We start from the raw sequence: 22,178 nt of genomic DNA, 5'->3' as shown, positions 1-22,178 counted from the left end.
CTACCCAATGACCATGACCACACGACACCGCCTGGCGAGGCGGTTCACCACGCTCGTCCTCACACCGGTCGTCGGGCTCGCCGGCGCCGTCGTCACCGACCTCGCCGTCGGCACGGCGCCGGCGCACGCCGCGTCCACCTACAGCGCCACCATCACCAGGTCGGAGGTGATGAGCCGGGTCCGCGACTGGTACGGGCGCCGCGACGACGCCGACATGACCTACAGCAGCACCGACACCGCCAAGGACGTCGACGGCGACCACCGGTACCGCACCGACTGCTCCGGCTACGTCGCCATGGCGTGGCACTCCGACAAGCAGCCCAGCACGTACGAGCTGCAGGACTCCACCGACTCGCGGGCCGTGCCGATCAGCAAGTCCCAGCTGCAGCCGGGCGACATCCTGGTCGACAACGTCGGCGACGAACACCACGCGGTCATCTTCCAGGGCTGGAACGACGTGTCGAAGACGTCGTTCCAGTACTACAGCTTCGGCAGCACCCCGATCGTGCACTACACCGACGGCGGGTTCGGCGCCGACGACCGGATCAGCGGCAAGCTGGCGTCGCACTACAACGCCTACCGGTACGAGCGGATCGCCGACGCCACCCCGGGTGTCGGCGCGGTGCAGATCGGCACGACCACGCGGGTGTTCTTCCGCGGTGCCGACGGCGCCCTGTGGCAGTACTACCTCGAGGGCGGACACTGGACGTCGCAGAAGATCGGCGGCCAGATCATCGGCAACCCGTCGGCGGTGTACGACCCCAACGAGAACCTGATCCGGGTCTTCGTGCAGGGCACCGACCGCGCGCTGTGGCAGTTCTACTGGAACGGCAGCAGCTGGCAGCAGCAGCGCATCGGCGGGTCGCTCAGCAGCGGCACCGGCGCCGTGGTCAAGGGCAACGTCGTGCGGGTCTTCTACCGCGGCGGCGACGGCTCCCTCTGGCAGCACTACCTGTCCGGCGGCTCCTGGGCGTCGCAGCGCATCGGCGGGCTCATGCTGGACAACCCGGCGGTCGTCGACGACGCCGCCTACCTGCGGGTGCTGTTCCAGGGCACCGACGGCGCGATGTGGCAGTACTACTGGGACGGCGGCAGCTGGCGTCAGCAGCGCATCGGCGGCGAGTTCACCAGCGGGTTCGGCGTGCTGTGGCTCGGCGGCGTGGTGCGCGTCTTCGCCCGCGGCGCCGGCCACGGCAGCCTCTACCAGTACTACCTCGCCGACGGCACCTGGACCCTGCAGAGCCTGGGCGGGGAGATCACCAGCAACGCCGGTGCCACGTTCGACGGGTACCTGCTGCGCGTCTTCGCCCGCGGCGCCGACGGCGCCCTGTGGCAGAACGTCTGGGACGGCAGCACCTGGAACTGGTCGAAGATCGGCGGCAAGCTCGCCTGACGGGTGAGGGTGTGGGAGTGCGCCGCCCGGGCCACAAGCGCCGGGCGGCGCACGCCGCGCTCCGGGACGCCGTCCCACTGCTGGGCGCACCGGCAGATCACCTGGGCCGCCCCGCCCCGGGCGCGCCGCCACCACGAGGCCGGCGGGCGTTTCTCGTCGCCCTGACAGCTCGCCCGACGCACACCGATTCGACGCAGCCCGACCTCGAGCCGGAGCCCGTCACGGTCCCGACGTGTTCAGGCGGACCACAGGCCGGCCTCAGGCCGTCGTGGTCCCCTGGCCCGCATGAAGATCCTGGCCAGTGTCGCCCCGGTGGTCCGTCTCACCTCGCGCATCGCGCTCGCGGCCTGCCTCGTCGCCGCGCTCGGGGCGGGGATCGTCACCATGATCGTGGCCGCGCTGCGGTAGCCCCGGCGCCAGAACATCACCGTAAAGCGAGATCCAGGCGCGCCAGGATCGGCCTCGGTGCGGTCATCCGCCAGGCCTCGGTGATGAGGTCGCACAGCTCGTCCTCGTGCGCCTTGCGCAGGCGCACCTGCACCCAGCCGAACCGGCCGGACACGTGCGACTTCTTGTACGCGCGCGGGTCATCCTCCACGAGGGCCGCCTGCTCCTCGCGGGACGTCTTGACCAGCATGGTCCAGTCGTCCTCGCACAGATAGGCGAACCCGCGGTCGCGCACCCGGAAGCTGAGATGGTTGCCGTGCAGGCGCTGCTCGACCTCAGGCAGCGTCAGGACCATGCGGAGCGCCTCGGCGACGCTCACTCCGCGGCTGGTTCGCAATCCCATGTCTGTAGGTGTAACAGGAGGGTCCGACACTTTTCCGGGGATCCGATTTTCCCCATTTGCCAAGTTTCATGATCAAATGCGTTCTCGCAGCGTACGGGCGCCCGGCCGAAATTGTCGGTGGGCGTCGCTAGGGTGTCGCCCATCCAGATCTGGCCACGGGGAGGCGGCGGATGGGCACTGTCGAGGGCACCTTGGGGATGCCGGCCGCCTGGCTGCGGGCCATCAGGCGGCGGCGCGGCGGCGCACCGATCCGGACCGCCGGCGTCGCCTCACTGGTCGCCACGCGCCCCAACCTGCGCACGTCGTTCATCGGCCCGCGCGCCCCGGCGGGCATCCGCGACCAACTGGGCCGCGTGGCGTGCAGGCTGAGCGCCGGCGGACGCGGGGTCACCGACCTCACCCCGCGCGCAACCGGCGACGGGCGGCCGCCGCCGGGCGCCGCGCCGCCGCCCGCCGAGCCCGACCCCGTTACCGTGTCCGAGATCATCACCGACCCGCGGGAGGTCATGCAGTGAGCCCCAAAGCGGACGCCGTGCCGCAGCAGCGGGACGGCGCCACGGTGCAGCGGCCGCCGGCCGAGGTCCGGCACGCCGACGAGCTGGCGAGGCTGCGCGACACCGACACCGGTGAGCGGCCGCCCGGCTGGGCGCTGAGCCTCACCGCCGCCCGGCGGTTCATCGTCGGGGACCCGGCCGCCGAGATCAGCCGCAAGTTCGTCGGCGACCCGTCGCTCATCGACCGGGCCCTCGTGTCCCTCGCGACCAGCCGCGGGCTGATGCTCGTCGGCGAGCCCGGCACCGCCAAGTCGCTGCTGTCGGAGCTGCTCGCCGCGGCCGTGAGCGGGGAGTCGACGCTGACGGTCCAGGGTGGCGCGGCGACGACCGAGGACCAGATCAAGTACTCGTGGAACTACGCACTGCTCGTCGCCGAAGGGCCCAGCCAGCGCTCGCTCGTGCGCGCCCCGCTGCTGCGCGGCATGGCCGAGGGCAAGGTCGTGCGGTTCGAGGAGATCACCCGCTGCCCGCTGGAGGTCCAGGACTGCCTGCTGTCGCCGCTGTCCGATCGGGTGCTGGCGATCCCCGAGCTGACCGGTGCGGACTCGATGGTGTTCGCCCGGGACGGGTTCAACGTCATCGCGACGGCCAACACCCGCGACCGGGGCGTCAACGAGATGAGCGCCGCGCTGAAGCGGCGGTTCAACTTCGAGACGGTGTTCCCGATCGCCGACTTCGACACGGAGCTGTCCCTCGTCGAGGCCGAGGCGGGTGCGCTGCTGCGCCGCTCCGGGGTCACCGCCGCACCGCGCCGGGACGTGCTGGAGGTGCTCGTCACCACGTTCCGGGAGCTGCGGACCGGGCAGACGGCGCGCGGCGACACGATGGAGCGGCTGTCGGCGGTGATGAGCACCGCCGAGGCGGTCTCCGTCGCGCACGCCGTAGGGCTGCGCGGCTGGTTCCTGCGCCGCGAGCCGGGCACCGCCGAGGACCTGGTGTCGTGCCTGGCCGGGACCGCCGCCAAGGACAACGGCGACGACCTCGCGAAGCTGCGGCGGTATCTGGAGCAGCAGGTGACCTGGCGGTCCGGCGCGCAGTGGAAGGCGCTGCACGCCGCACGGCACCAGCTGCCGGGCTGAGGCGGGCACGATGACCACGACGTTCATCGGCGTGCGGCACCACAGCCCCGCGTGCGCGCGGCTGGTCGCCGGCACGATCGCGGCGCTGCGGCCCGCGCACGTGCTCGTCGAAGGCCCCGCCGACATGAACGACCGGATCGGTGAGCTGCTGCTCGGCCATGACCTGCCGGTCGCGGTGTTCAGCAGCTACCGCGACGACGACCGGCAGTCCGGCTCGTGGGCGCCGTTCTGCGCGTACTCCCCGGAGTGGGTCGCGCTGCACGAGGGCCACCGCGCCGGGGCGCAGGTCCGGTTCATCGACCTGCCGTCGTGGGACCCGGCGCTCGCCGCGCGGGAGAACCGGTACGCCGACGCCGAGCAGCGCTACGCCGAGGTCGTCGACCGGCTCTGCGTCACGTTCGCCGTCGACAACGTCGACGCGTTGTGGGACCACCTGTTCGAGATCCCGCCCGACGACGGGCTCGCCGAGCGCCTCGCCGCCTACTTCGACCTGCTGCGCGGCGAGACCCCGGTGAGTGAGGGCGACGCGAGCCGCGAGGCGTACATGGCGCGCTGGATCCGCGCGGCGGCCGCCGACGCGGGGGACCGGCCCATCGTCGTGGTCACCGGCGGGTTCCACCGGCCGGCGCTGATCCGGCTGGTCGCCGCGGCGGACGGCGCGGACACCGGCTGGCCCGAGGTGCCGCGGCTGCCGGAAGGGGCAGTCGGCGGCAGCTACCTGGTGCCGTACTCGTTCCGGCGGCTCGACGCGTTCGACGGGTACCAGTCGGGGATGCCCTCGCCGGAGTACTACCAGCAGCTGTGGGAGGGCGGGCCGCGGCACGCCGCCGACCAGCTCGTCACCGCCGTCGTGGGCCGGCTCCGGGAGCGCCGGCAGCGGGCGTCGACGGCGGACCTCATCGCCGCGACCGCGTCCGCCGCGGGCCTGGCGCTGGTCCGCGGCCACCAGCACCCCGGGCGCACCGACGTGCTGGACGGGCTCGCCGGGGCGCTCGTCCACGACGCGCTCGACGAGCCGCTGCCGTGGGCGACCCGCGGGCGGCTGCGGGCCGGCACCCACCCGGTGGTCGTGGAGATGGTCGCCGCGCTCAGCGGGTCCCGGGTCGGCCGGCTGCATCCGTCGACGCCGCTGCCGCCGCTCGTCCACGACGCCGACGCCGATCTGGAGCGTGAAGGGCTCGGCGGTGACCGGACCGTCACCCTCGCCCTCACCGAGGACGACGGCCTGCGCCGCAGCCGGCTGCTGCACCGCCTGCGGGTGCTCGGGATCCCGGGGTTCACCCGGCGACGGGGACCACGCACCGGGGTCGACCCGGTGCTGGAGGAGCGGTGGGACGTCAGCGTGCACGAGCACCGGCTGGTCGCGTTGATCGAGGCCGGCGCGTACGGCGCGACCCTGCACGAGGCGGCCGCGGCCGCGCTGGCCGAACGCATCCGCGGCGCCGACGTCGCGGGGCTCGCCGACGCCCTGTTCGACGCCGCGCTGTGCGGCACGGTGCGGCTGTCCGACCAGGTCCTGCGCGACCTCGACGCCGCCGTCGGCACCGCCGCCGACCTGGGTGCCCTCGGCCGCCTGCTCGCGGTCGTGCTCGCCCTGTGGCGCCACGACCGGCTGCTGGGCACCGCCGGCAGCGCACCCCTCGGCACGGTGATCGGCGCCGCGCAGCGGCGGGCGTTGTGGCTGGCGGAAGGGGTACGCGGCGGCACCGCCCCGGCGGAACCGGCCCGCATCGACGCGATCGTCGCCGTGCGCGACACGATGGTGCACGCGGGGCGGCGGCTCGGGCTGGACCGGCAGGTCGCGCTCGACGTGATGCGCCGGGTGGCCGCGGATCGTGAAGCGCCACCCGACCTGCGCGGGGCCGCGTATGGCTTCGGCTGGTCGGTGGGCGGCGCGGCGGACGGCGCGAGCGGGCCGGTCGGCGGCACGGCGGCCGGTGGCGGCGCGGCGGGCGGTGGCGGCGCGGTGGGCGACGGCGGCGCGGCGGGCGACGGCGGCGCGGCGGGCGGTGGCGGCGCGGTGGGCGACGGCGGCGCGGTGGGCGACGGCGGCGCGGTGGGCGACGGCGGCGCGGTGGGCGACGGCGGCGCGGTGGGCGACGGCGTCGCGGTGGGCGACGGCGGCGCGGTGGGCGACGGCGTCGCGGCGGGCGGTGGCGGCGTGGTGGGCGGCGGCGTGGTGGGCGGCGGCGCGGTGGGCGGCGGCGTGGCGAGCGCCGACGCGGACGGCATCCTCGACGATCCGGTCCGGGCGGTGCGCGGCGCGGCGACGCCGGGCACGGTCGGGGACTGGCTCGCCGGGCTGTTCGGGGTCGCGCGCGAGGAGGTGCTGCACACGCCGCGGGTCCTGGACGTGCTCGACGACCTCGTCAGCGGCATGGGCGAGGCCGAGTTCCTGATCGCGTTGCCGGCGTTGCGGCAGGCGTTCGCGTACTTCCCGCCCCGGGAACGCGAGACCGTCGCCGGGCACCTGCTCGCCCGCCGGGGGATGCGCGGGTCCGGGCGGTCGCTGCTGCGGACACCCGCCGCCGACCCCGTGCTCACCGCCGCTGCGGCCGAGCTGGAGGCGCGCGTCGACGAGGTCCTCACCCGCGAAGGGCTGCTGGCATGACGATGCCGGACCACGACGGCGACGCCACGGCGCAGGAGCGGCTCCCGGCGCAGCAGCGGCTCGCGGCGCAGGAGGAGCTCGCCGCGCCGGAGCAGCTCGCCGTGCAGGAGCGGCTCGCGGCGCTGGAGCGTTGGCGGCTCGTACTCGGCGAGCCGGGCCACTCCGTCATGGCCGGCGGGCAGCTCAGCGACGCCGGTGGCGGACGGGACGCGGCGCTCGACTGGCTGTACGGCCGCGACGAGGACCTCGAACGACGCGGCATCCGGCAGACCCGCCACGGCGGCGACGGCCCGTCGCTGGTGACCACCGTCGACTGGCTGGACGGGATCACGACGCTGTTTCCCAAGGAGACGGTGGAGCGGTTGCAGCGTGACGCCGTTGAGCGGTACCAGATCCACGACGTCGTCACCGATCCTGCGGTGCTCGCCCGGATCGAGCCCAACCCGACACTGCTCAAGGCGGTCCTGCGCACCAAGCACCTGATGAACCCCGACGTGCTGCTGCTGGCCCGCCGCATCGTCGAGACGGTGGTGCGGCAGCTGATGGAGCGGCTGGCCACGCAGGTGCGGCACGCGTTCTCCGGGGCGCGGTCCCGCAACGCCAGCCGGTTCAAGGTGGCGCGCAACTTCGACATCCGCCGCACCCTGCGCGCCAACCTGAGCCACTACCAGCCGCAGGAGCGCAAGGTGTATGTCGAGACGGCGTACTTCGTCGCGCGTACCCGCCGGCACCTGGACCAGTGGCAGGTCATCCTGCTGGTCGACCAGTCCGGATCGATGACCGGCAGCGTCATCCACTCCGCCGTCACCGCGGCGTGCCTGTGGGGGCTGCCGGGCGTCAAGACGCACCTGGTCGCGTTCGACACGGCCGTGGTCGACCTGACCGCCGACGTCGACGACCCGGTCGAGCTGTTGATGAAGGTCCAGCTCGGCGGCGGCACCGACATCGCCCAGGCGGTCGCCTACGGTGCCGGCCTGATCGAGCAGCCGCGGCGCGCGATCCTGGTGCTGATCAGCGACCTGTACGAGGGCACCGGCGGCAGCGAACGCCTGGTGCGACTGGTCGGCGACCTCGCCGGGCAGGGCACGAAGGTGCTGTGCCTGGCGGCGCTGGACGAGGACGCCGATCCCGCGTTCGACCGGGACCTGGGCCAGCGCCTCGCCGACGCCGGCGCGGCCGTCGGCGCGATGACGCCCGGGGAGCTGGCGGCGTTCGTGGCGGAGCAGGTGGGCCGGTGAGAACGGACGAGCTTGGCGGGGCGGGCAGCCGGGAGAGCGGACCGGCGTGGTGGAGGAGCCGGTGAGAGCGGACCTGTTGGCGCTGACCCCGGACGCGCTCGCCGCGCTGACCAACCGCGGCCTGGTGAAACGGGCGACGCGCGAGGTGGAGGCGGCACCGCCGGCGGTGACGGTGGATGCCGAGGGCACGGTGCGCGGGGTGTACCAGGACGGCCCGCAGACGGCGCTGCCACCGGGCGGCCTGGACCGCGGCACCTGCACCTGCGGCGCGACCGGCGTGTGCCGGCACGTGGTGGGGCTGGTGCTGGCGTATCAGACAAGCGCCGCCGCCGGGACGTCCCCCGTCGAGGCGGACGGCGCGAAGGCTGGCACCGCCGGGACGGACCTTGCCGAGCCGGACGGCGCGAAGGCTGGCACCGCCGGGACGGGCCACGTTGAGGTGGACGGTGCGAAGGCCGGCGGCGCAAGGGCGGGCGGCGCCGGCACGAACAGCGCGGGCTCCGGGCCGGTGGCGGCGTGGTCGCCGGGGACGTTCACCGACGAGCAGCTCGAAGCCCGCATCGGTGCCCGTCGGCTGGCCACCGCCCGGCGCACGCACCGGGCCGGGTACGTCGCCCGCGTCCACCGCCCCACCGCCGCGGATCCCGCGCCGCGGGTGGAGCTCGGCGCCGCGACTGTGCGGTTCCTCGTCCCGATGGATCTCGGGTTCGTGCACACCGATGCCGTCGCCGGGGCGCGGGACGACGTGCTGGCGCTTGCCGTGTGGGCGTTCCGGGTCGCCGACGCCACCGCTCCCGGGGAGCCGGACGTGCAGGTCGACGTCGGCGGGCCGGAGACGGGTGGCGGCGCGGCCGACGGGTCCCTCGAGGCGGCGCTGCGCCTCGCCGACGAGGTCCTGCTGACCGGGGCGGCGCACGTCGGGCCCGGGCTGGCCGGCGCGGTCGCCGAGGTGCGGCAGCGGCTGGACCGGGCCGGGCTGCGGTGGCCGCTGCTCGCGGTCGGCGACCTGGAGGAGCAGCTCGCCGCGTACGGGCAGCGCGCCGGGGCGTACAGCCACGAACGGCTCGCGGGGCTGGTCGCCGAGCTGCACGCCCGGCACCGGGCGGTCACGAACCGCGGGGCGAGCCTGCGGGCCAGGGTGCTCGGCACCCAGGAGGCGGCGGAGACACCGATGCGCCGGGCACGCCTCGACGGGCTCGGCTGCCGGGTCCGCGTGGTGGGCGACACCGACCGGCAGGTGGAGATCTACTTCGCGCACGCCGACAGCGCGACGGTGCTCGTGCTGCGCCGGACGTTCCCCGACGCGGCGAGCGGCCCGGGCAGCGGCACGGGGAGCGGCACGGGGAGCGGCACGGGGAGCGGCACGGGGAGCGGCACGGGGAGCGGCACGGGCAGCGGCACAGGGAGCGGCACGGGCAGCGGCACAGGGAGCGGCACGGGGATCGGCGGGCGGCGCATCGGCGGGGCGACCGTCGCGCAGCTGGCGGCCGGCAACGTCGTCACCGAGTCCGCGATCCGCAGCGCCAGCCGCACGGTCCGGCTCGCCACCAGCAGGATCGCGAAGACGACCGTCACGCCGTCGCAAGGGTTGTGGACGTCGTTGCCGGAGGCGCTCGTCGTGCGGGACGTGCGGGTCCTCGCCGCGCAGCTGGACCGGTTGCCGCCGCGGGTCGTGCGGCCCAGGGTCGAGGCCGAACTCGTCCGCGTTCTGGAGGTCGCCGAGGTGCGGTCGCTGCGGTACGCCCCCGGCGCCCAACGGCTCGACGCGCTCGTCGCCGACCCGGCCGGCGGTGTCGCGACGGTCACCGCGACCCACTCGGCGGCGGCGCCGGGCGCCCTGGACGCGATCGCGGCGGCGCTGTCGGGGACGGTGCGTGCCGTCGCGGGTACGGTCAGCCGCAGCAGCGGCGAGATCCTGATCGAACCGCTCGCCATCGCGGTCGGCGACGGCGAGGTCGTCGTGCCCGACCTGGCGCCGGCGGCCGGGCTGCGCATCGACGGCGCCCCCGTGCCCGGCGGCGACCCGCTGCGGCAGGCGGTCGACGCGGCGGCGGCGCTGCTGGCCGAGGTGCCGCACCGCGGGCTGCGGATGCTGCCGCCGACGTTCGGTGACCGGTTGCGCGACGCGGGTGACGCCCTCACACGGGTGGGCCTGCACCGCTGCGCCGCCGCCGTCGGGGCGCTGCGGGCCGGCCTCGGACCGGACCCGGACACGCAGACCGCCGGCCTGTGGGTCGACGCGTACGTCCGCCTGCTGGTCACCCTCGAGCTGCTGTGACCCGACGGCGGCGACACCCGGCGTGCGGGCCCGACGACGCCTGCGGCGAGGCCGGCGGACGCTCGCTCCCAAGCCGCCCCGGACGCCCCTGGCGCCCGCGCCGTGAGGATGATCACCAGGCGCTGCCGGCCGCCGCGGAAGACCACACCGCCGACGCCCGGCGGCGGGCATCGAACGCCACCGCGCTGCGGTGAAGTGACCGTCACGGATCGTCGATGAGCAGCGGAAACTTGTCGGGACAGGGGGACAGGTCACGCCATCGGCGGTGTCGATTTGCCCGGGTCTGTGCTCGACGGAAGAGGGATCACATCGGCTCGTCGGCGTGTCGATCTTGATCGGTGGCTAGGCTACCCGCCGGAACCATCGGGGACAGCAAAATAGGGGGCGCAGCATGGCTGACTCGTTCGTGCATCTCCACGTGCACACCGAGTACTCCATGCTCGACGGAGCGGCGCGGCTCAAGGACATGTTCAAGGAGGCGAACCGTCTCGGCATGCCCGCCGTCGCGATCACCGACCACGGCAACATGCACGGGGCGTACGACTTCTACAAGCAGGCCAAGGCCGCCGGGGTCACGCCGATCCTGGGCGTGGAGGCCTACGTGGCGCCCGAGTCGCGGCTGCACAAGCAGCGCGTCAAGTGGGGGCGGCCGGACCAGAAGGACGACGACGTGTCCGGCTCCGGCGGGTACACGCACAAGACCATCTGGGCGAGGAACAAGACCGGCCTGCACAACCTGTTCCGGCTGAACTCGCGCGCGTCGATCGAGGGGCACTTCGTGAAGTGGCCCCGGATGGACATGGAGATCATCGCCGAGCACGCCGAGGGGCTGATGGCGACCACCGGCTGCCCGTCGGGCGAGGTGCAGACCCGGCTGCGGCTCGACCAGTTCGACGAGGCGTTGAAGGCGGCCGCGAAGTACCAGGAGATCTTCGGCAAGGAGAACTACTTCCTGGAGGTCATGGACCACGGCCTCGACATCGAGCGGCGGGTCCGGGAGGGCCTGACCGAGATCTCCAAGCGGCTGGGCATCCCGCCGGTGGTGACCAACGACTCGCACTACACGCACCAGTCGCAGGCCGAGGCGCACGACGTGCTGCTGTGCGTGCAGACGGCGGCGAACATCAACGACCCGAACCGGTTCCGGTTCGGCGGGTCCGGCTACTACCTGAAGTCCGCCGACGAGATGCGCGCCGTGGACAGCTCCGACCTGTGGCAGCAGGGGTGCCGCAACACGCTCGTCGTGGCGGAGCGGGTCGACATCGACGGCATGTTCGTCGAGCGCAACCTGATGCCGCGCTTCCCGGTGCCGGAGGGCGAGACCGAGGAGTCGTTCTTCCGGGCCGAGGTCGCGCGGGGGATGGCGCGCCGGTTCCCGGACGGCATCGACGAGGAGCACCAGCGTCAGGCCGACTACGAGGCCGACATGATCGTCAAGATGGGCTTCCCGGCGTACTTCCTGGTCGTGTCCGACTTCATCCTGTGGGCGAAGAACCAGGGCATCGCCGTCGGCCCGGGGCGTGGCTCGGCGGCGGGCAGCCTCGTCGCGTACGCGATGGGCATCACCGACCTCGACCCGCTGCCGCACGGCCTGATCTTCGAACGGTTCCTGAACCCCGACCGTATCTCGATGCCCGACATCGACATCGACTTCGACGAGCGCCGGCGCGGCGACGTCATCCGGTACGTGACGGAGAAGTGGGGCGAGGACCGGGTCGCGCAGATCGCCACGTTCGGCACGATCAAGGCGAAGGCCGCCATCAAGGACTCGGCGCGGGTCCTTGGCTACCCGTTCGCGGTCGGCGACCGGATCACCAAGGCGATGCCGCCGGCCGTGATGGGCAAGGACATCCCGCTGTCGGGGATCTTCGACCCCAACCACCCGCGGTACTCCGAGGCGGTCGAGTTCCGCGCCCTGTACGACAGCGACCCCGACGTGAAGAAGGTCGTCGACACCGCGAAGGGCATCGAGGGCCTGATCCGTCAGACGGGCGTGCACGCCGCCGGCGTCATCATGTCCGCCGAGCCGCTGATCGAGCACGTGCCGCTGATGCGCCGCGACGCCGACGGCGCGATCATCACGCAGTTCGACTACCCGACCTGCGAGACGCTCGGGCTGCTGAAGATGGACTTCCTCGGCCTGCGCAACCTGACGATCATCGACGACGCGGTCAAGAACATCGAGCGCAACCACGGCATCAAGCTCGACCTGCTGAGCCTGCCGCTGGACGACAAGGCCGCCTACGAGCTGCTGGCCCGCGGCGACACGCTCGGGGTGTTCCAGCTCGACGGCGGCCCGATGCGCTCGCTGCTGCGGCTGATGAAGCCCGACAACTTCGAGGACATCTCCGCCGTCCTCGCGCTGTACCGGCCCGGCCCGATGGGTGCCAACTCGCACACCAACTACGCGCTGCGCAAGAACGGGCAGCAGGAGATGACCCCGATCCACCCGGAGCTGGAGGAGCCGCTCAAGGAGATCCTCGGCCCGACGTACGGGCTGATCGTCTACCAGGAGCAGGTGCAGCGCGCCGCGCAGAAGCTGGCCGGCTACACCCTCGGCCAGGCCGACCTGCTGCGCCGGGCCATGGGCAAGAAGAAGAAAGAGGTCCTGGAGAAGGAGTTCGTGCCGTTCCGCGACGGCATGCGGGCCAACGGGTACAGCGACGAGGCCATCAAGAAGCTGTGGGACGTGCTCGTCCCGTTCGCCGACTACGCGTTCAACAAGGCGCACACGGCCGGCTACGGGCTGGTGTCGTACTGGACGGCGTACCTGAAGGCGAACTACCCGGCGGAGTACATGGCCGGGCTGCTGACCAGCGTCGGCGACGACAAGGACAAGATGGCCCTGTACCTGTCGGAGTGCCGGCGCATGGGCATCGAGGTGCTGCCGCCGGACGTCAACACCTCCGCGGGCCCGTTCACCCCGGTCGGCAAGGACATCCGCTTCGGCCTGGCCGCCGTGCGCAACGTCGGCACCAACGTCGTCGAGGCGATCGTGCGGTGCCGGCAGGCCGCGCCGTACAAGGACTTCCACGACTTCCTGTCCAAGGTCGACGCGGTGGCCTGCAACAAGAAGACCGTCGAGTCGCTGATCAAGGCCGGGGCGTTCGACTCGATGGGGCACCCGCGCCGCGGGCTGCTCGCCATCCACGCCGACGCCATCGACGCGTACGCCGACATCAAGAAGAACGAGGCGATCGGCCAGTTCGACCTCTTCGGCGACGCGTTCGCCAGCGACGACACGGGCAGCGCCGGGCCGGCCATGACCGCGGCCATCCCGCAGATCGAGTGGGACAAGCGGGAGCTGCTCACCTTCGAGCGGGAGATGCTCGGCCTGTACGTGTCCGACCACCCGCTGTTCGGGTTGGAGTCGGTGCTGGCGAAGGCCGCCGACACCGCGATCAGCAGCCTCTCGGAGGACGGGTCGGTTTCCGACGGTGCGGTGATCACCCTGGCCGGCATGCTCACCGGCGTGCAGCGGCGCATCACGAAGCAGGGCAAGCCGTGGGCGTCGGCGACGCTGGAGGACCTCGGCGGTGCCGTCGAGGCGCTGTTCTTCCCCAACACCTACGAGCTGGTCGGGCAGTACATCGCCGAGGACGCGATCGTCGTGGTCAAGGGCCGCGTCGACCGTCGCGACGAGACGCCGCGCCTCATGGCGATGGACCTGTCGATGCCCGACGTCACCGCCGCCGACGAGAACCGGCCGGTGGTGCTGTCGCTGCCGGCGAACCGGTGCACGCCGCCGCTGGTCGACCGGCTCAAGGAGATCCTGCTCAACCACCCGGGCAAGGCCGAGGTGCACGTGAAGCTGAGCCACGGCTCGCGGATCACCCTGCTGCGGCTCGGCCCGTACCACGTCAACCCGACCACCGCCCTGAAGGGCGATCTGAAGGCGTTGCTGGGCCCCAACAGCTTCTCCTGACGGGTCCACCCCGCGAATCCCGGCCGGGGAGCGGGCGCGGTAGGGTCGGCGGGTGCGGACGCACGCCCTCGCCGACGGTCTGCGCCCGCGTCGGTCGCTCTGGCTCTCGCGGCGTGCCCGGTGGACGGTTGCCGTGGTCGCGGTCCTGGTCGTCGCCGTGGTCGCCGGTGCCGTCGTGTACCGGTTCAACCAGCGCCCCTACGCGTTCGACCGGCTCACCCGCATCGGTGAGGTCACGTACCCGGACGCGGTCGACGAGCCCGGCATCCGCGCGTTCCTGGACGGCGGCCGGGCGTTCGTCGGCCACCCGGCCGCCGGTGGGCAGTTCCACCTGCGCGCCGTCGACGTCGAGAAGCCGACCGCGGCGCCCATCTGGACCAACACCTCGCTGACCGGCGTCGAGTCGTTCTCCTACGCCCGCGGCTCGGTGATCGTCGTGGGCCGCCCCGACCGTGCCGGCCTGCGCACCATCACCCTGCTGAACGCCTCCAACGGGGTGCCGTTCATCAGCCTGGAGGTCGACCGGCACGACCGGTGGGAGCTGGTCGGCAAGTATTTCGTCCGGTACCGGGCGACAGACCACAAGCTCGTGATCACCGACGTCGGCACGCAGAAGCAGATCGCGGTCCTCGACCAGCCGGCCGGCGAGCACCGGTTCTGGCTGACCGACAACTGGAGCCACCAGCAGGTCCCGACGTCGCTGGACGGCGCCGCGGTCGACGAGCCGATCACCGTCGACCCGCACCTGGTCAGGGCGGTGGCCGGCGACGGCGTCGAGGTGCTCAGCCTGTCCAGCGGCAAGCCCGACGACACCGCGCAGGGCGTCGCCGGGCCCGAGGACATCGTGTACCCGTACGCCGAGCAGGTCTTCGTGGCCGGCAACGGCACCGGGTACCGGGTCCGCGCCCACGACCGCCTGAAGCTGGGCAAGGCCCAGTGGACCTGGGCGTCACCGGACCCGCAGGCCAAGCTCGACGAGCTGGTCAGCTGCGGGGAGCGGCGCGTCTGCGCGGTCGAGGCGCGCCGGGTGACCGCGCTGGACATCCGCACCGGCCGGGTCGAGTACCGCATCGACATCGACGGCGCCAGGACCCTGCTGCCGGTCGGGGAGCGGCTCATGCTCCGCGACGCCACGGGCGCGGTGCTGCTGGACGACACCGGGCACGTGGTGCGCCGCTGGCCCGGGCAGCGCCCGGCCCGCCTCGACGACGGCAGCTACCTGCTGCTGCCCACCGACCCGCCGGCCGGCGCCTTCCCGTGGCTGGGTGTGCAGGCGGACAACGGCGCGACCCGGGAGCTGGGCGCCGTCGACGTCGAGCCCGCCACCTGTACCTGGAGCCACACGTACGTGGCCTGCGCCTCGGCACCGGGACGGTTCGTGTTCTACCGGCTCAGGGCGCCCTGGTACTCCGGGCGGCTCTGACGCGACCGGCGGCGGGCGAGGCGGAAGATCGCCACCGCGCCGATCGCCACCCAGATCACGTTGAGCACCGCCGAGGGCCAGGCGCCGTTGACGGCCGAGTTCAGCGCGAGCGCGCCGCCGCCGGCGACGTTCAGCGTCTGGAACACGGCGCCGTCGCCGGCGATGCGTTTCGCGGAGACCAGCGCGTACGCGGCGAGCAGGCCGGCCGCGCCCGCCCAGCCGATCAGCGCGATCACGGCAGCACCGCGAACGCGCGGACGGTGAACGTGCCCATGCCGGCGACGCGCGGCGGCACCGCGGAGAACCGGAACCCGTCCAGCGGCAGCCGGTCCAGGTCGGTGAGGTGCTCCACGACGTAGATGCCGGCGTCGAGCAGGCCGGTGTGTGCCGGGCGGGTCAGGTCGGCGACGTCGTCGATGTTGACCGAGTCGATCCCGACCAGCGCCGGGCCCCGCTGCGCCAGCCACTCGACGGCGTCGCGGGTCAGGAACGGCGCGTCGGGGCCGCCGTAGGCGGGTGTGCCGAAGTGCCGGGACCAGCCGGTACACACGAGGACGGCGGCACCGGTGAGATCCGCGCCGTCACCCAGGGCCTTGGCCAGCAGCGCCGCGCCGACGCCGCGCTCGCCGGTCGCGTCGACGAGCAGGCCGGGCAGGTCCGCGACCCGGTCGAGAGGCACGTCGGTGAGGTCGCCGCGGCCCTCGAACCGGTGCGCCGGCGTGTCGAGGTAGGTGCCGGTGTTGGCGATCAGCTCGATGCGGCCGATCTGGAAGTCGGTGCCGGGCGCGTACCGGCCGCGGGCGTCGTCGCGGGACAGGTAGTCGCTGATGACGGGCCCGGGGATGCCCGGGTACGTCACCAGGCCGTCGTGGATCGGATGGTTGAGTTCGACGAAGCGGCTCACGAACTGCATCGTCGCAGACAGCACAGCTAACGTGTGAGCGAGAATTCCTACAGTTGCACTGAAGCTGGGCTGCACATTGAACCTGGATCCGCGCCGCCTCGCGGTGCTCGCCGCCATCGCCCGCCGGGGCACCCTCGCCGGCGCCGCCGCGGCACTGCACGTGACCCCGTCGGCGGTGTCGCAGCAGCTCGCGCAGCTTGAGCACGCGGTGGGGCGGCCCCTGGTCGACCGTTCCGGGCGGCGGGCGGAGCTGACCGCCGCGGGCCGGATCCTCGCCGTGCGCGCCGAGGCGATCGAACGCGAGCTCGCCGAGGCGGAGCGGGAGCTGACCGCGATGTCCGGCCGGGCCGCCGGCCTCGTGCGGGTGGGTGCGTTCCCGACGGTGATCCGGCACCTGCTCATCCCGGCGATCGACCGCCTGGCCCGCGACCACCCGGACGTGACCTGCTCGATCACCGAGCTCGACGGGCCGCCCGCGCTGCGGGAGCTGCGCCTCGGCGGGCTGGACGTGACGATCACCGAGCGCGACGCCAGCCTCGGGCTCGAGTCGCGCCGGCAGCTGCACGTGGTGCCGCTCGGCGAGGACCCGTACCGCGTCGTCGTGCCCTCGGGATGGCCGCCGGTGCAGTCGTACGGTGACGTCGCCGACGCGCCGTGGATCTGCGGGCCGCCGTCCTCGACGACCGGCCAGGTCCTCGACCGGCTCGGCCGGGAGCGGGGCTTCACCCCGCGGCGGGTGCACCGGTGCGTGGACTATCCGGCGGTGCTCGCGCTGGTCGCCGCCGGTCAGGGCGCCACGATCGCACCCGACCTGGCGCTGCGCGGTGTCCCGCCGGACGGGCTGCGGGTGACCGACCTGCCGGTCGCCGGGGCGCGCCGCCTGGACGCCCTCGTCACCGCCGGCAGGGCGGCCCTGCCGGCGGTGGAGGCGTTGCTGGCCGCGTTGCGTGCCTGAGCCAGCCGCTAAGCCGGCTAGTAGATCGACATGTGGACGTGGTTGGTGTGGTCGCTGCTCGGGTCGCCCTGTCCGCTGCCGTACGCGCGCCAGCCGGCCGCCGGTGTCCAGATCTGCTTGAACCAGATCACGTACATGACCCCGAGCGCGGACGCGTTCTTCACCAGCCACGTGGCCAGCTGCGTGCCGTACTCCTTCGAGGAGCCGGTGGCGACCCCGCCGAAGCCGTTGGCGTCGGTGGCGAAGTCGCAGGCGCGGCCCTTGGGGTGCTCGTAGGGCTCGCCCGGCGGCCGCCAGCACGACACGAAGTGGGTGAACCCGGCCTTCTGCACCTGCTGCAGCGCGTGCAGTGTCCGCGGGGTGAGGCAGCCCTTGGTGGTCGGGTCGTCGGCGCCGCACGACTCGGTCGACCAGGAGCCGTCGGCCCTGCGCGGCGCGGGCTGCGCGGCGCCGGCCGGCGCGTTGCCGCTCCAGGTGGTGGACGGGTCGACGGCGTTCTTCGACGCGGCGAGGGCCTTCTCCAGCTCGGCCTTCTGCTGCGACATGACCGTCATGCTCGCCTGCTGGGTGGCGATCTCGGTGTCGATGGTCGCCTTGGTCTTGGTGAGCTCGTCGCGCAGGACCGCGAGCTGCCGCAGTTGCGTCGCGTGCTCCCTCGCGATGACCTCCAGGGTGCTCACCCGGTCGGCGAACGACCCGGGCGTGCCGCTGTTGAGCAGGGTCGCCGCGCTGCGCAGCCCGCCGCCGTTCTGGTACGCGGCCACCGACAGCGACTGGGTGTCCTCACGCAGCGCCGCGTACTTGGGCTCGATCGCCGTGAGCTGGGTGGCCAGGCCCTTCTGCCGGACCAGCGACGCGCTGAGGGCGTTCTGCGCGTCGATGTAGGCCCGGTTGGTCTCGTCGAGCTTCTTGATGAGTGCCGGGTCGCCGCCCTCACCGGCCGCAGCCGGTGAGGCGGTGCCGAGCACCACGGTCGGGGTCAGGAGGACCGCGAGCGCCACGAGGGCGGCGACGATCCACGGAGGTCTGGACATACTGTTCCCTCCATCGGCCGCCTACCGGGTGAGCTGACGGATTCGGGACGGAACAGTCGCCCCTACCGCGGAAAAATCGCGGATTCACCCCAAGAACGTGGTTCCCCGGCCCGTTGGGCACGGCTCGGCGGTGGCCCGCGCCGGCGCCGTCAGCGCCTACGAGCGCGGCCGCCGGAACCCTAACCACCTGCGATTTCATCCTTCCACCCACCCGGCGTGACGGCGTGGTGGCGTCGTGCTGCGGGGCGCGGTGCGGGGTGCCTGAGGGTGGTAGGCTAGCCTCCTAGGAAGGTTTGGGGGACATGAAGCGGGTCATGGCGGGGTATGCGGTGATCGTCAAGGTAAGCAACGGAAGGGGTCTCGGACATGTCGAGAAGTGCCACGAGCGCACCGGCCACCGTCGAGGACTGCCTGCGCGTCGGTGCCGGCTTCTCCCAGGGGGACAGGGCCTGGATCGCCGAGCAGTTCGCCACGCTCGACAGCCACCTGGCCGCGTTCCACGTCGACGCCACTGAGCTCGAAATCCTGGTGAAGGACCGGGGTGCCCGCGGACAGAAGGTCACGCTCGAGTGCTGGCTGCCCGGCCGCCCGAAGATCGTGACCACGTCGGTGGAGGAGGACCTGCACACGGCCGTCAACGAGGTCCGCGACGAGCTGCGCCGCCGGCTGAACGACACGAAGACCCGCCAGGAGCCGCGGCGCAACCGCCACCTGCGCGAGCACACCATCAACGACGTCATCTCCCCTGAGCTGACCCCGCCGCTGGAGGAGGCCGCGGTCGCCGCCGAGGCCGGCGGTGGCGAGGGGGCCGTCCGCGGCGCGTGAGCGCGGGCGCCCTTCGGGTGCCGCAGCCCGGCCGCCGGCGGATCGGCGGCCGGGCTCACGTGTTCCTCGGGGCCGCCGGCGGCGCTCGCCTGGCGGCGGTTCGCCTGGCGGTTCGCCGGCCGGGTGCGGTGGTGTTGTGGTGGAAGCCTGCGGACAGTGGCGGAGTTCGATAGGTTGGACGCATGTGGCGGATCACCGTGGACCACACGTGCATCGGGTCGGGCAGCTGTGCGGGGATCGCCCCGGACCGCTTCGAGCTGGACGAGGCCGAGGGCCGGGCGCATCCGGTGACGCCGGACGTCGCCCCGGACGACGAGGCCGTGCTCGACGCCGTGGCGTCGTGCCCGATGGAGGCGATCAGCGTCCTGGACCTGGCCACGGGCAAGCCTGTCGAGATCTGACCCCGCCGCCCGGGACCATGGCCAAGCCCCAGGGCTTGGTTATCGCGGGGTGCGGTTCATCGCCGGGTGGTCATCGCCGGGTGCGGTTCATCGCGGGATGTGGAAGGCCGCGAGGATCGCGTCCGCGGCCTGGCCCGGGGTCATGGTGCCGGCGCGGACCTGATGTTCCAGATCCGGAGCGAGCGCGCGGACCGCGGGGTCGGACCGCAGGCGGTCCAGGAGGGTGCCGCGGGCGGTCTCCCAGATCCACGCGACCCGCTGCGCCTCGCGGCGGCGGTCGAGGTCGCCGGAGCGGGCCAGGTGCTCGTGGTGGGCTTCCAGTTGGGCCCACAGCTCGGGGAGCCCGGCGCCGGTGAGGCCGCTGCACGTCACGACCGGCACCTGCCAGCCGTCACCGGCGCCGCCGCGCGCCGTTGCGCCGTGCAGCAGGCGCAGGGCGCCGGCCAGCTCCCTGGCGGCCTTGCGGGCGTCGGCCTCGCCCGGGCCGTCGGCCTTGTTGACGGCGATCACGTCGGCGAGCTCCAGCACGCCCTTCTTGATGCCCTGCAGCTGGTCGCCGGTACGGGCGAGCGCGAGCAGCAGGAAGGTGTCGACCATGCCGGCGACGGCGGTCTCGGACTGGCCGACGCCGACGGTTTCGACGAGGACGACGTCGTAGCCGGCGGCCTCCACGACCGTCATGGCCTCGCGGGTGGCCCGCGCGACGCCGCCGAGGGTGCCGGAGGTGGGGGAGGGGCGTACGAAGGCCGCGTCGTCGACGGCGAGCCGGGCCATGCGGGTCTTGTCACCGAGGATGCTGCCGCCGGTGCGGGTCGAGGACGGGTCGACGGCGAGGACGGCGACGCGGTGCCCGGCGCCGGTCAGGGTGACGCCGAGCGTGTCGATGAACGTGGACTTGCCGACGCCGGGTACGCCCGTGACGCCGACCCGGCGGGCGCGGCCCGCGTACGGGGTCAGCGCGACGAGGAGCTCCTGGGCGCGGGCGCGGTGGTCGGGGCGGGTCGACTCCACGAGGGTGATCGCCCGCCCGATCGCGGCCCGCCGACCGGCCAGGACACCGTCACGCAGCGCGGCGTCATCCACGCGCGGCCCGCCGCTCGACCCGATGCGTGGCCCGGCGCCTGGCCCCATGCGCGGCCCGCCGCCGAGCCCGGTGCGCGGGGCTATCCATGCGCGGCGCGGAGCTGGGCCAGCAGGTCCAGGGCGGCGTCGGCGATCACGGTGCCGGGCGGGAAGATCGCGGCGGCGCCGGCGGCGCGCAGCTCGTCGAAGTCCTGCGGCGGGATGACGCCGCCGACGATGACGAGGATGTCGTCGCGGCCGAGGGCGGCGAGCTCGTCGCGCAGCGCCGGGACCAGGGTGAGGTGCCCGGCGGCGAGGGAGTTGACGCCGACGATGTGCACGTCGGCCTCGACGGCCTGGCGGGCCACCTCGGCCGGGGTCTGGAACAGCGGGCCCACGTCCACGTCGAAGCCGAGGTCGGCGAACGCGGTCGCGACGACCTTCTGGCCGCGGTCGTGCCCGTCCTGACCCATCTTCGCCACCAGGATCCGGGGGCGGCGCCCCTCCGCCTCGGCGAACTCGGCGGTCGCGGCGCGCACCCGTTCGATGAGCTGGTCGTCGCCGGCCTCGTCGCGGTACACCCCGGAGATGGTACGGATCTGCGCGGTGTGCCGCCCGAAGACCTTCTCCAGGGCGTCGGAGATCTCGCCGACCGTCGCGTGCGCGCGGGCCGCGTCGACGGCGAGCTCCAGCAGGTTGCCGTCGGCGGCGGCGCCGGCGGTCAGCGCGGCCAGCGCCTCCTCGACGCGGGCGGGGTCGCGTTCGGCCCGCAGCCGGGCGAGCTTCGCCAGCTGCTGGGCGCGCACGGAGGAGTTGTCGACCTTCAGGACCTCGATGGGTTCGTCGGCGTCGGGGCGGTACTTGTTGACGCCGATCACCGGCTGCCGGCCCGAGTCGATGCGGGCCTGGGTGCGGGCCGCGGCCTCCTCGATGCGCAGCTTCGGGATGCCCTCGTCGATCGCGCGGGCCATGCCGCCGGCCGCCTCCACCTCCTGGATGTGCTGCCAGGCGCGGGTGGCGAGGTCGTGGGTGAGCTTCTCGACGTACGCGCTGCCGCCCCACGGGTCGATGACCCTGGTCGTGCCGGACTCCTGCTGCAGCAGCAGCTGCGTGTTGCGGGCGATGCGGGCGGAGAAGTCCGTCGGCAGGGCGAGCGCCTCGTCGAGGGCGTTGGTGTGCAGCGACTGGGTGTGGCCCTGGGTGGCGGCCATCGCCTCGACGCAGGTGCGGACCACGTTGTTGAACACGTCCTGCGCGGTCAGCGACCAGCCCGACGTCTGGCAGTGGGTGCGCAGGCTCAGCGACTTCGGGTTCTGCGCGCCGAACTCGCGCACCAGCTTGGCCCACAGCAGCCGGCCGGCGCGCAGCTTCGCGACCTCCATGAAGAAGTTCATGCCGATCGCCCAGAAGAACGACAGCCGCGGCGCGAACACGTCGACGTCGAGCCCGGCGTCGCGGCCGGCGCGCAGGTACTCCACGCCGTCGGCGAGGGTGTAGGCGAGCTCCAGGTCGGCGGTCGCGCCGGCCTCCTGGATGTGGTAGCCGGAGATCGAGATGGAGTTGAACTTCGGCATGTGCGTCGAGGTGTACCGGAAGATGTCGCTGATGATCCGCATCGACGGTGCCGGCGGGTAGATGTAGGTGTTGCGGACCATGAACTCCTTGAGGATGTCGTTCTGGATCGTGCCGGACAGCTGCTCCGGCGT

18 protein-coding genes and 1 riboswitch are annotated in these 22,178 nt (G+C 73.3%); of the genes, 12 read left to right on the top strand and 6 right to left on the bottom strand.

Annotated features, from left to right (window positions below; translation table 11 throughout):
• The first annotated feature begins 13 nt into the window (after positions 1-13).
• Positions 14-1,393, top strand: coding sequence for a DUF8189 domain-containing protein (locus tag OP18_RS22920; protein WP_033361062.1), 1,380 nt, complete (start codon positions 14-16; stop codon positions 1,391-1,393).
• A 285-nt stretch (positions 1,394-1,678) separates the two neighbouring features.
• Positions 1,679-1,801, top strand: a complete 123-nt coding sequence (locus tag OP18_RS61900; RefSeq protein ID WP_260710342.1) for a hypothetical protein — start codon at positions 1,679-1,681, stop codon at positions 1,799-1,801.
• Between the two features lie 16 nt (positions 1,802-1,817).
• On the opposite strand, the gene OP18_RS22915 is transcribed toward OP18_RS61900, so the two are convergent.
• The gene (locus OP18_RS22915; protein WP_063745563.1) at positions 1,818-2,183 is read right to left on the bottom strand and encodes an MmcQ/YjbR family DNA-binding protein; all 366 of its coding nucleotides are present in this window, start codon (positions 2,181-2,183) and stop codon (positions 1,818-1,820) included.
• 170 nt (positions 2,184-2,353) lie between these two features.
• On the opposite strand from OP18_RS22915, the gene OP18_RS22910 reads away from it, so the two are divergent.
• The 7 genes from OP18_RS22910 to OP18_RS22875 all read left to right on the top strand — a co-directional run bounded on the left by OP18_RS22910 (position 2,354) and on the right by OP18_RS22875 (position 15,291).
• On the top strand, positions 2,354-2,698 hold the full coding sequence (locus tag OP18_RS22910) for a hypothetical protein (RefSeq protein ID WP_156089704.1): 345 nt from the start codon (positions 2,354-2,356) through the stop codon (positions 2,696-2,698).
• Positions 2,695-3,816 (top strand): ATP-binding protein, encoded by a 1,122-nt coding sequence (locus tag OP18_RS22905; protein WP_052387165.1) that lies wholly within the window; start codon positions 2,695-2,697, stop codon positions 3,814-3,816. Before OP18_RS22910 ends, OP18_RS22905 begins: the two co-directional genes overlap by 4 nt.
• Before the next feature lie 10 nt (positions 3,817-3,826).
• Positions 3,827-6,427, top strand: coding sequence for a DUF5682 family protein (locus OP18_RS22900; RefSeq protein ID WP_052387164.1), 2,601 nt, complete (start codon positions 3,827-3,829; stop codon positions 6,425-6,427).
• Between the two features lie 167 nt (positions 6,428-6,594).
• Entirely contained in the window at positions 6,595-7,665 is a 1,071-nt protein-coding gene (locus OP18_RS22895) for a VWA domain-containing protein (RefSeq protein WP_052387217.1), read from the top strand.
• 61 nt (positions 7,666-7,726) lie between these two features.
• Positions 7,727-9,943, top strand: coding sequence for a hypothetical protein (locus OP18_RS51395; RefSeq protein ID WP_063745569.1), 2,217 nt, complete (start codon positions 7,727-7,729; stop codon positions 9,941-9,943).
• Between the two features lie 391 nt (positions 9,944-10,334).
• The gene (dnaE, locus tag OP18_RS22880) at positions 10,335-13,868 is read left to right on the top strand and encodes a DNA polymerase III subunit alpha (protein ID WP_033361060.1); all 3,534 of its coding nucleotides are present in this window, start codon (positions 10,335-10,337) and stop codon (positions 13,866-13,868) included.
• A 52-nt stretch (positions 13,869-13,920) separates the two neighbouring features.
• The gene (locus tag OP18_RS22875) at positions 13,921-15,291 is read left to right on the top strand and encodes a hypothetical protein (protein ID WP_156089703.1); all 1,371 of its coding nucleotides are present in this window, start codon (positions 13,921-13,923) and stop codon (positions 15,289-15,291) included.
• Here OP18_RS22875 and OP18_RS22870 read toward each other — a convergent pair.
• Together OP18_RS22870 and OP18_RS22865 are read right to left on the bottom strand one after the other, a co-directional pair.
• Positions 15,252-15,527, bottom strand: coding sequence for a CBU_0592 family membrane protein (locus OP18_RS22870; RefSeq protein ID WP_033361058.1), 276 nt, complete (start codon positions 15,525-15,527; stop codon positions 15,252-15,254). The genes OP18_RS22875 and OP18_RS22870 overlap by 40 nt on opposite strands.
• A complete protein-coding gene (locus OP18_RS22865) occupies positions 15,524-16,204 on the bottom strand; it encodes a cyclase family protein (protein ID WP_052387216.1) in 681 nt (226 codons plus the stop codon). The genes OP18_RS22870 and OP18_RS22865 overlap by 4 nt, the downstream gene beginning before the upstream one ends.
• Positions 16,205-16,271: 67 nt before the next feature.
• Between OP18_RS22865 and OP18_RS22860 the strand changes: the two genes are divergently transcribed.
• Positions 16,272-17,150, top strand: a complete 879-nt coding sequence (locus OP18_RS22860; RefSeq protein WP_033361056.1) for a LysR family transcriptional regulator — start codon at positions 16,272-16,274, stop codon at positions 17,148-17,150.
• Between the two features lie 17 nt (positions 17,151-17,167).
• Here OP18_RS22860 and OP18_RS22855 read toward each other — a convergent pair whose 3' ends face one another.
• Positions 17,168-18,184, bottom strand: a complete 1,017-nt coding sequence (locus OP18_RS22855) for a coiled-coil domain-containing protein (protein ID WP_033361055.1) — start codon at positions 18,182-18,184, stop codon at positions 17,168-17,170.
• A gap of 3 nt (positions 18,185-18,187) precedes the next feature.
• Positions 18,188-18,324, bottom strand: a riboswitch (cyclic di-AMP (ydaO/yuaA leader).
• 226 nt (positions 18,325-18,550) lie between these two features.
• Here OP18_RS22855 and OP18_RS22850 point away from each other — a divergent pair.
• On the top strand, positions 18,551-19,009 hold the full coding sequence (locus OP18_RS22850) for an HPF/RaiA family ribosome-associated protein (protein ID WP_033361054.1): 459 nt from the start codon (positions 18,551-18,553) through the stop codon (positions 19,007-19,009).
• Between the two features lie 182 nt (positions 19,010-19,191).
• Complete coding sequence (locus tag OP18_RS22845; protein ID WP_033361053.1) at positions 19,192-19,410, top strand: ferredoxin; 219 nt, start codon at positions 19,192-19,194, stop codon at positions 19,408-19,410.
• Positions 19,411-19,497: 87 nt separating this feature from the next.
• Here OP18_RS22845 and meaB read toward each other — a convergent pair whose 3' ends face one another.
• Both meaB and scpA read right to left on the bottom strand, forming a co-directional pair.
• A complete protein-coding gene (meaB, locus tag OP18_RS22840; protein WP_033361052.1) occupies positions 19,498-20,493 on the bottom strand; it encodes a methylmalonyl Co-A mutase-associated GTPase MeaB in 996 nt (331 codons plus the stop codon).
• An 80-nt stretch (positions 20,494-20,573) separates the two neighbouring features.
• Positions 20,574-22,178: methylmalonyl-CoA mutase (gene scpA / locus OP18_RS22835; RefSeq protein ID WP_033361051.1), on the bottom strand; the 1,605-nt coding region annotated here is incomplete at its 5' end.

It is taken from the genome of Dactylosporangium aurantiacum (genome assembly GCF_000716715.1).
Taxonomy (GTDB): Bacteria; Actinomycetota; Actinomycetes; order Mycobacteriales; family Micromonosporaceae; genus Dactylosporangium; species Dactylosporangium aurantiacum.
This window is presented reverse-complemented; position numbering and strand designations above follow the sequence as displayed.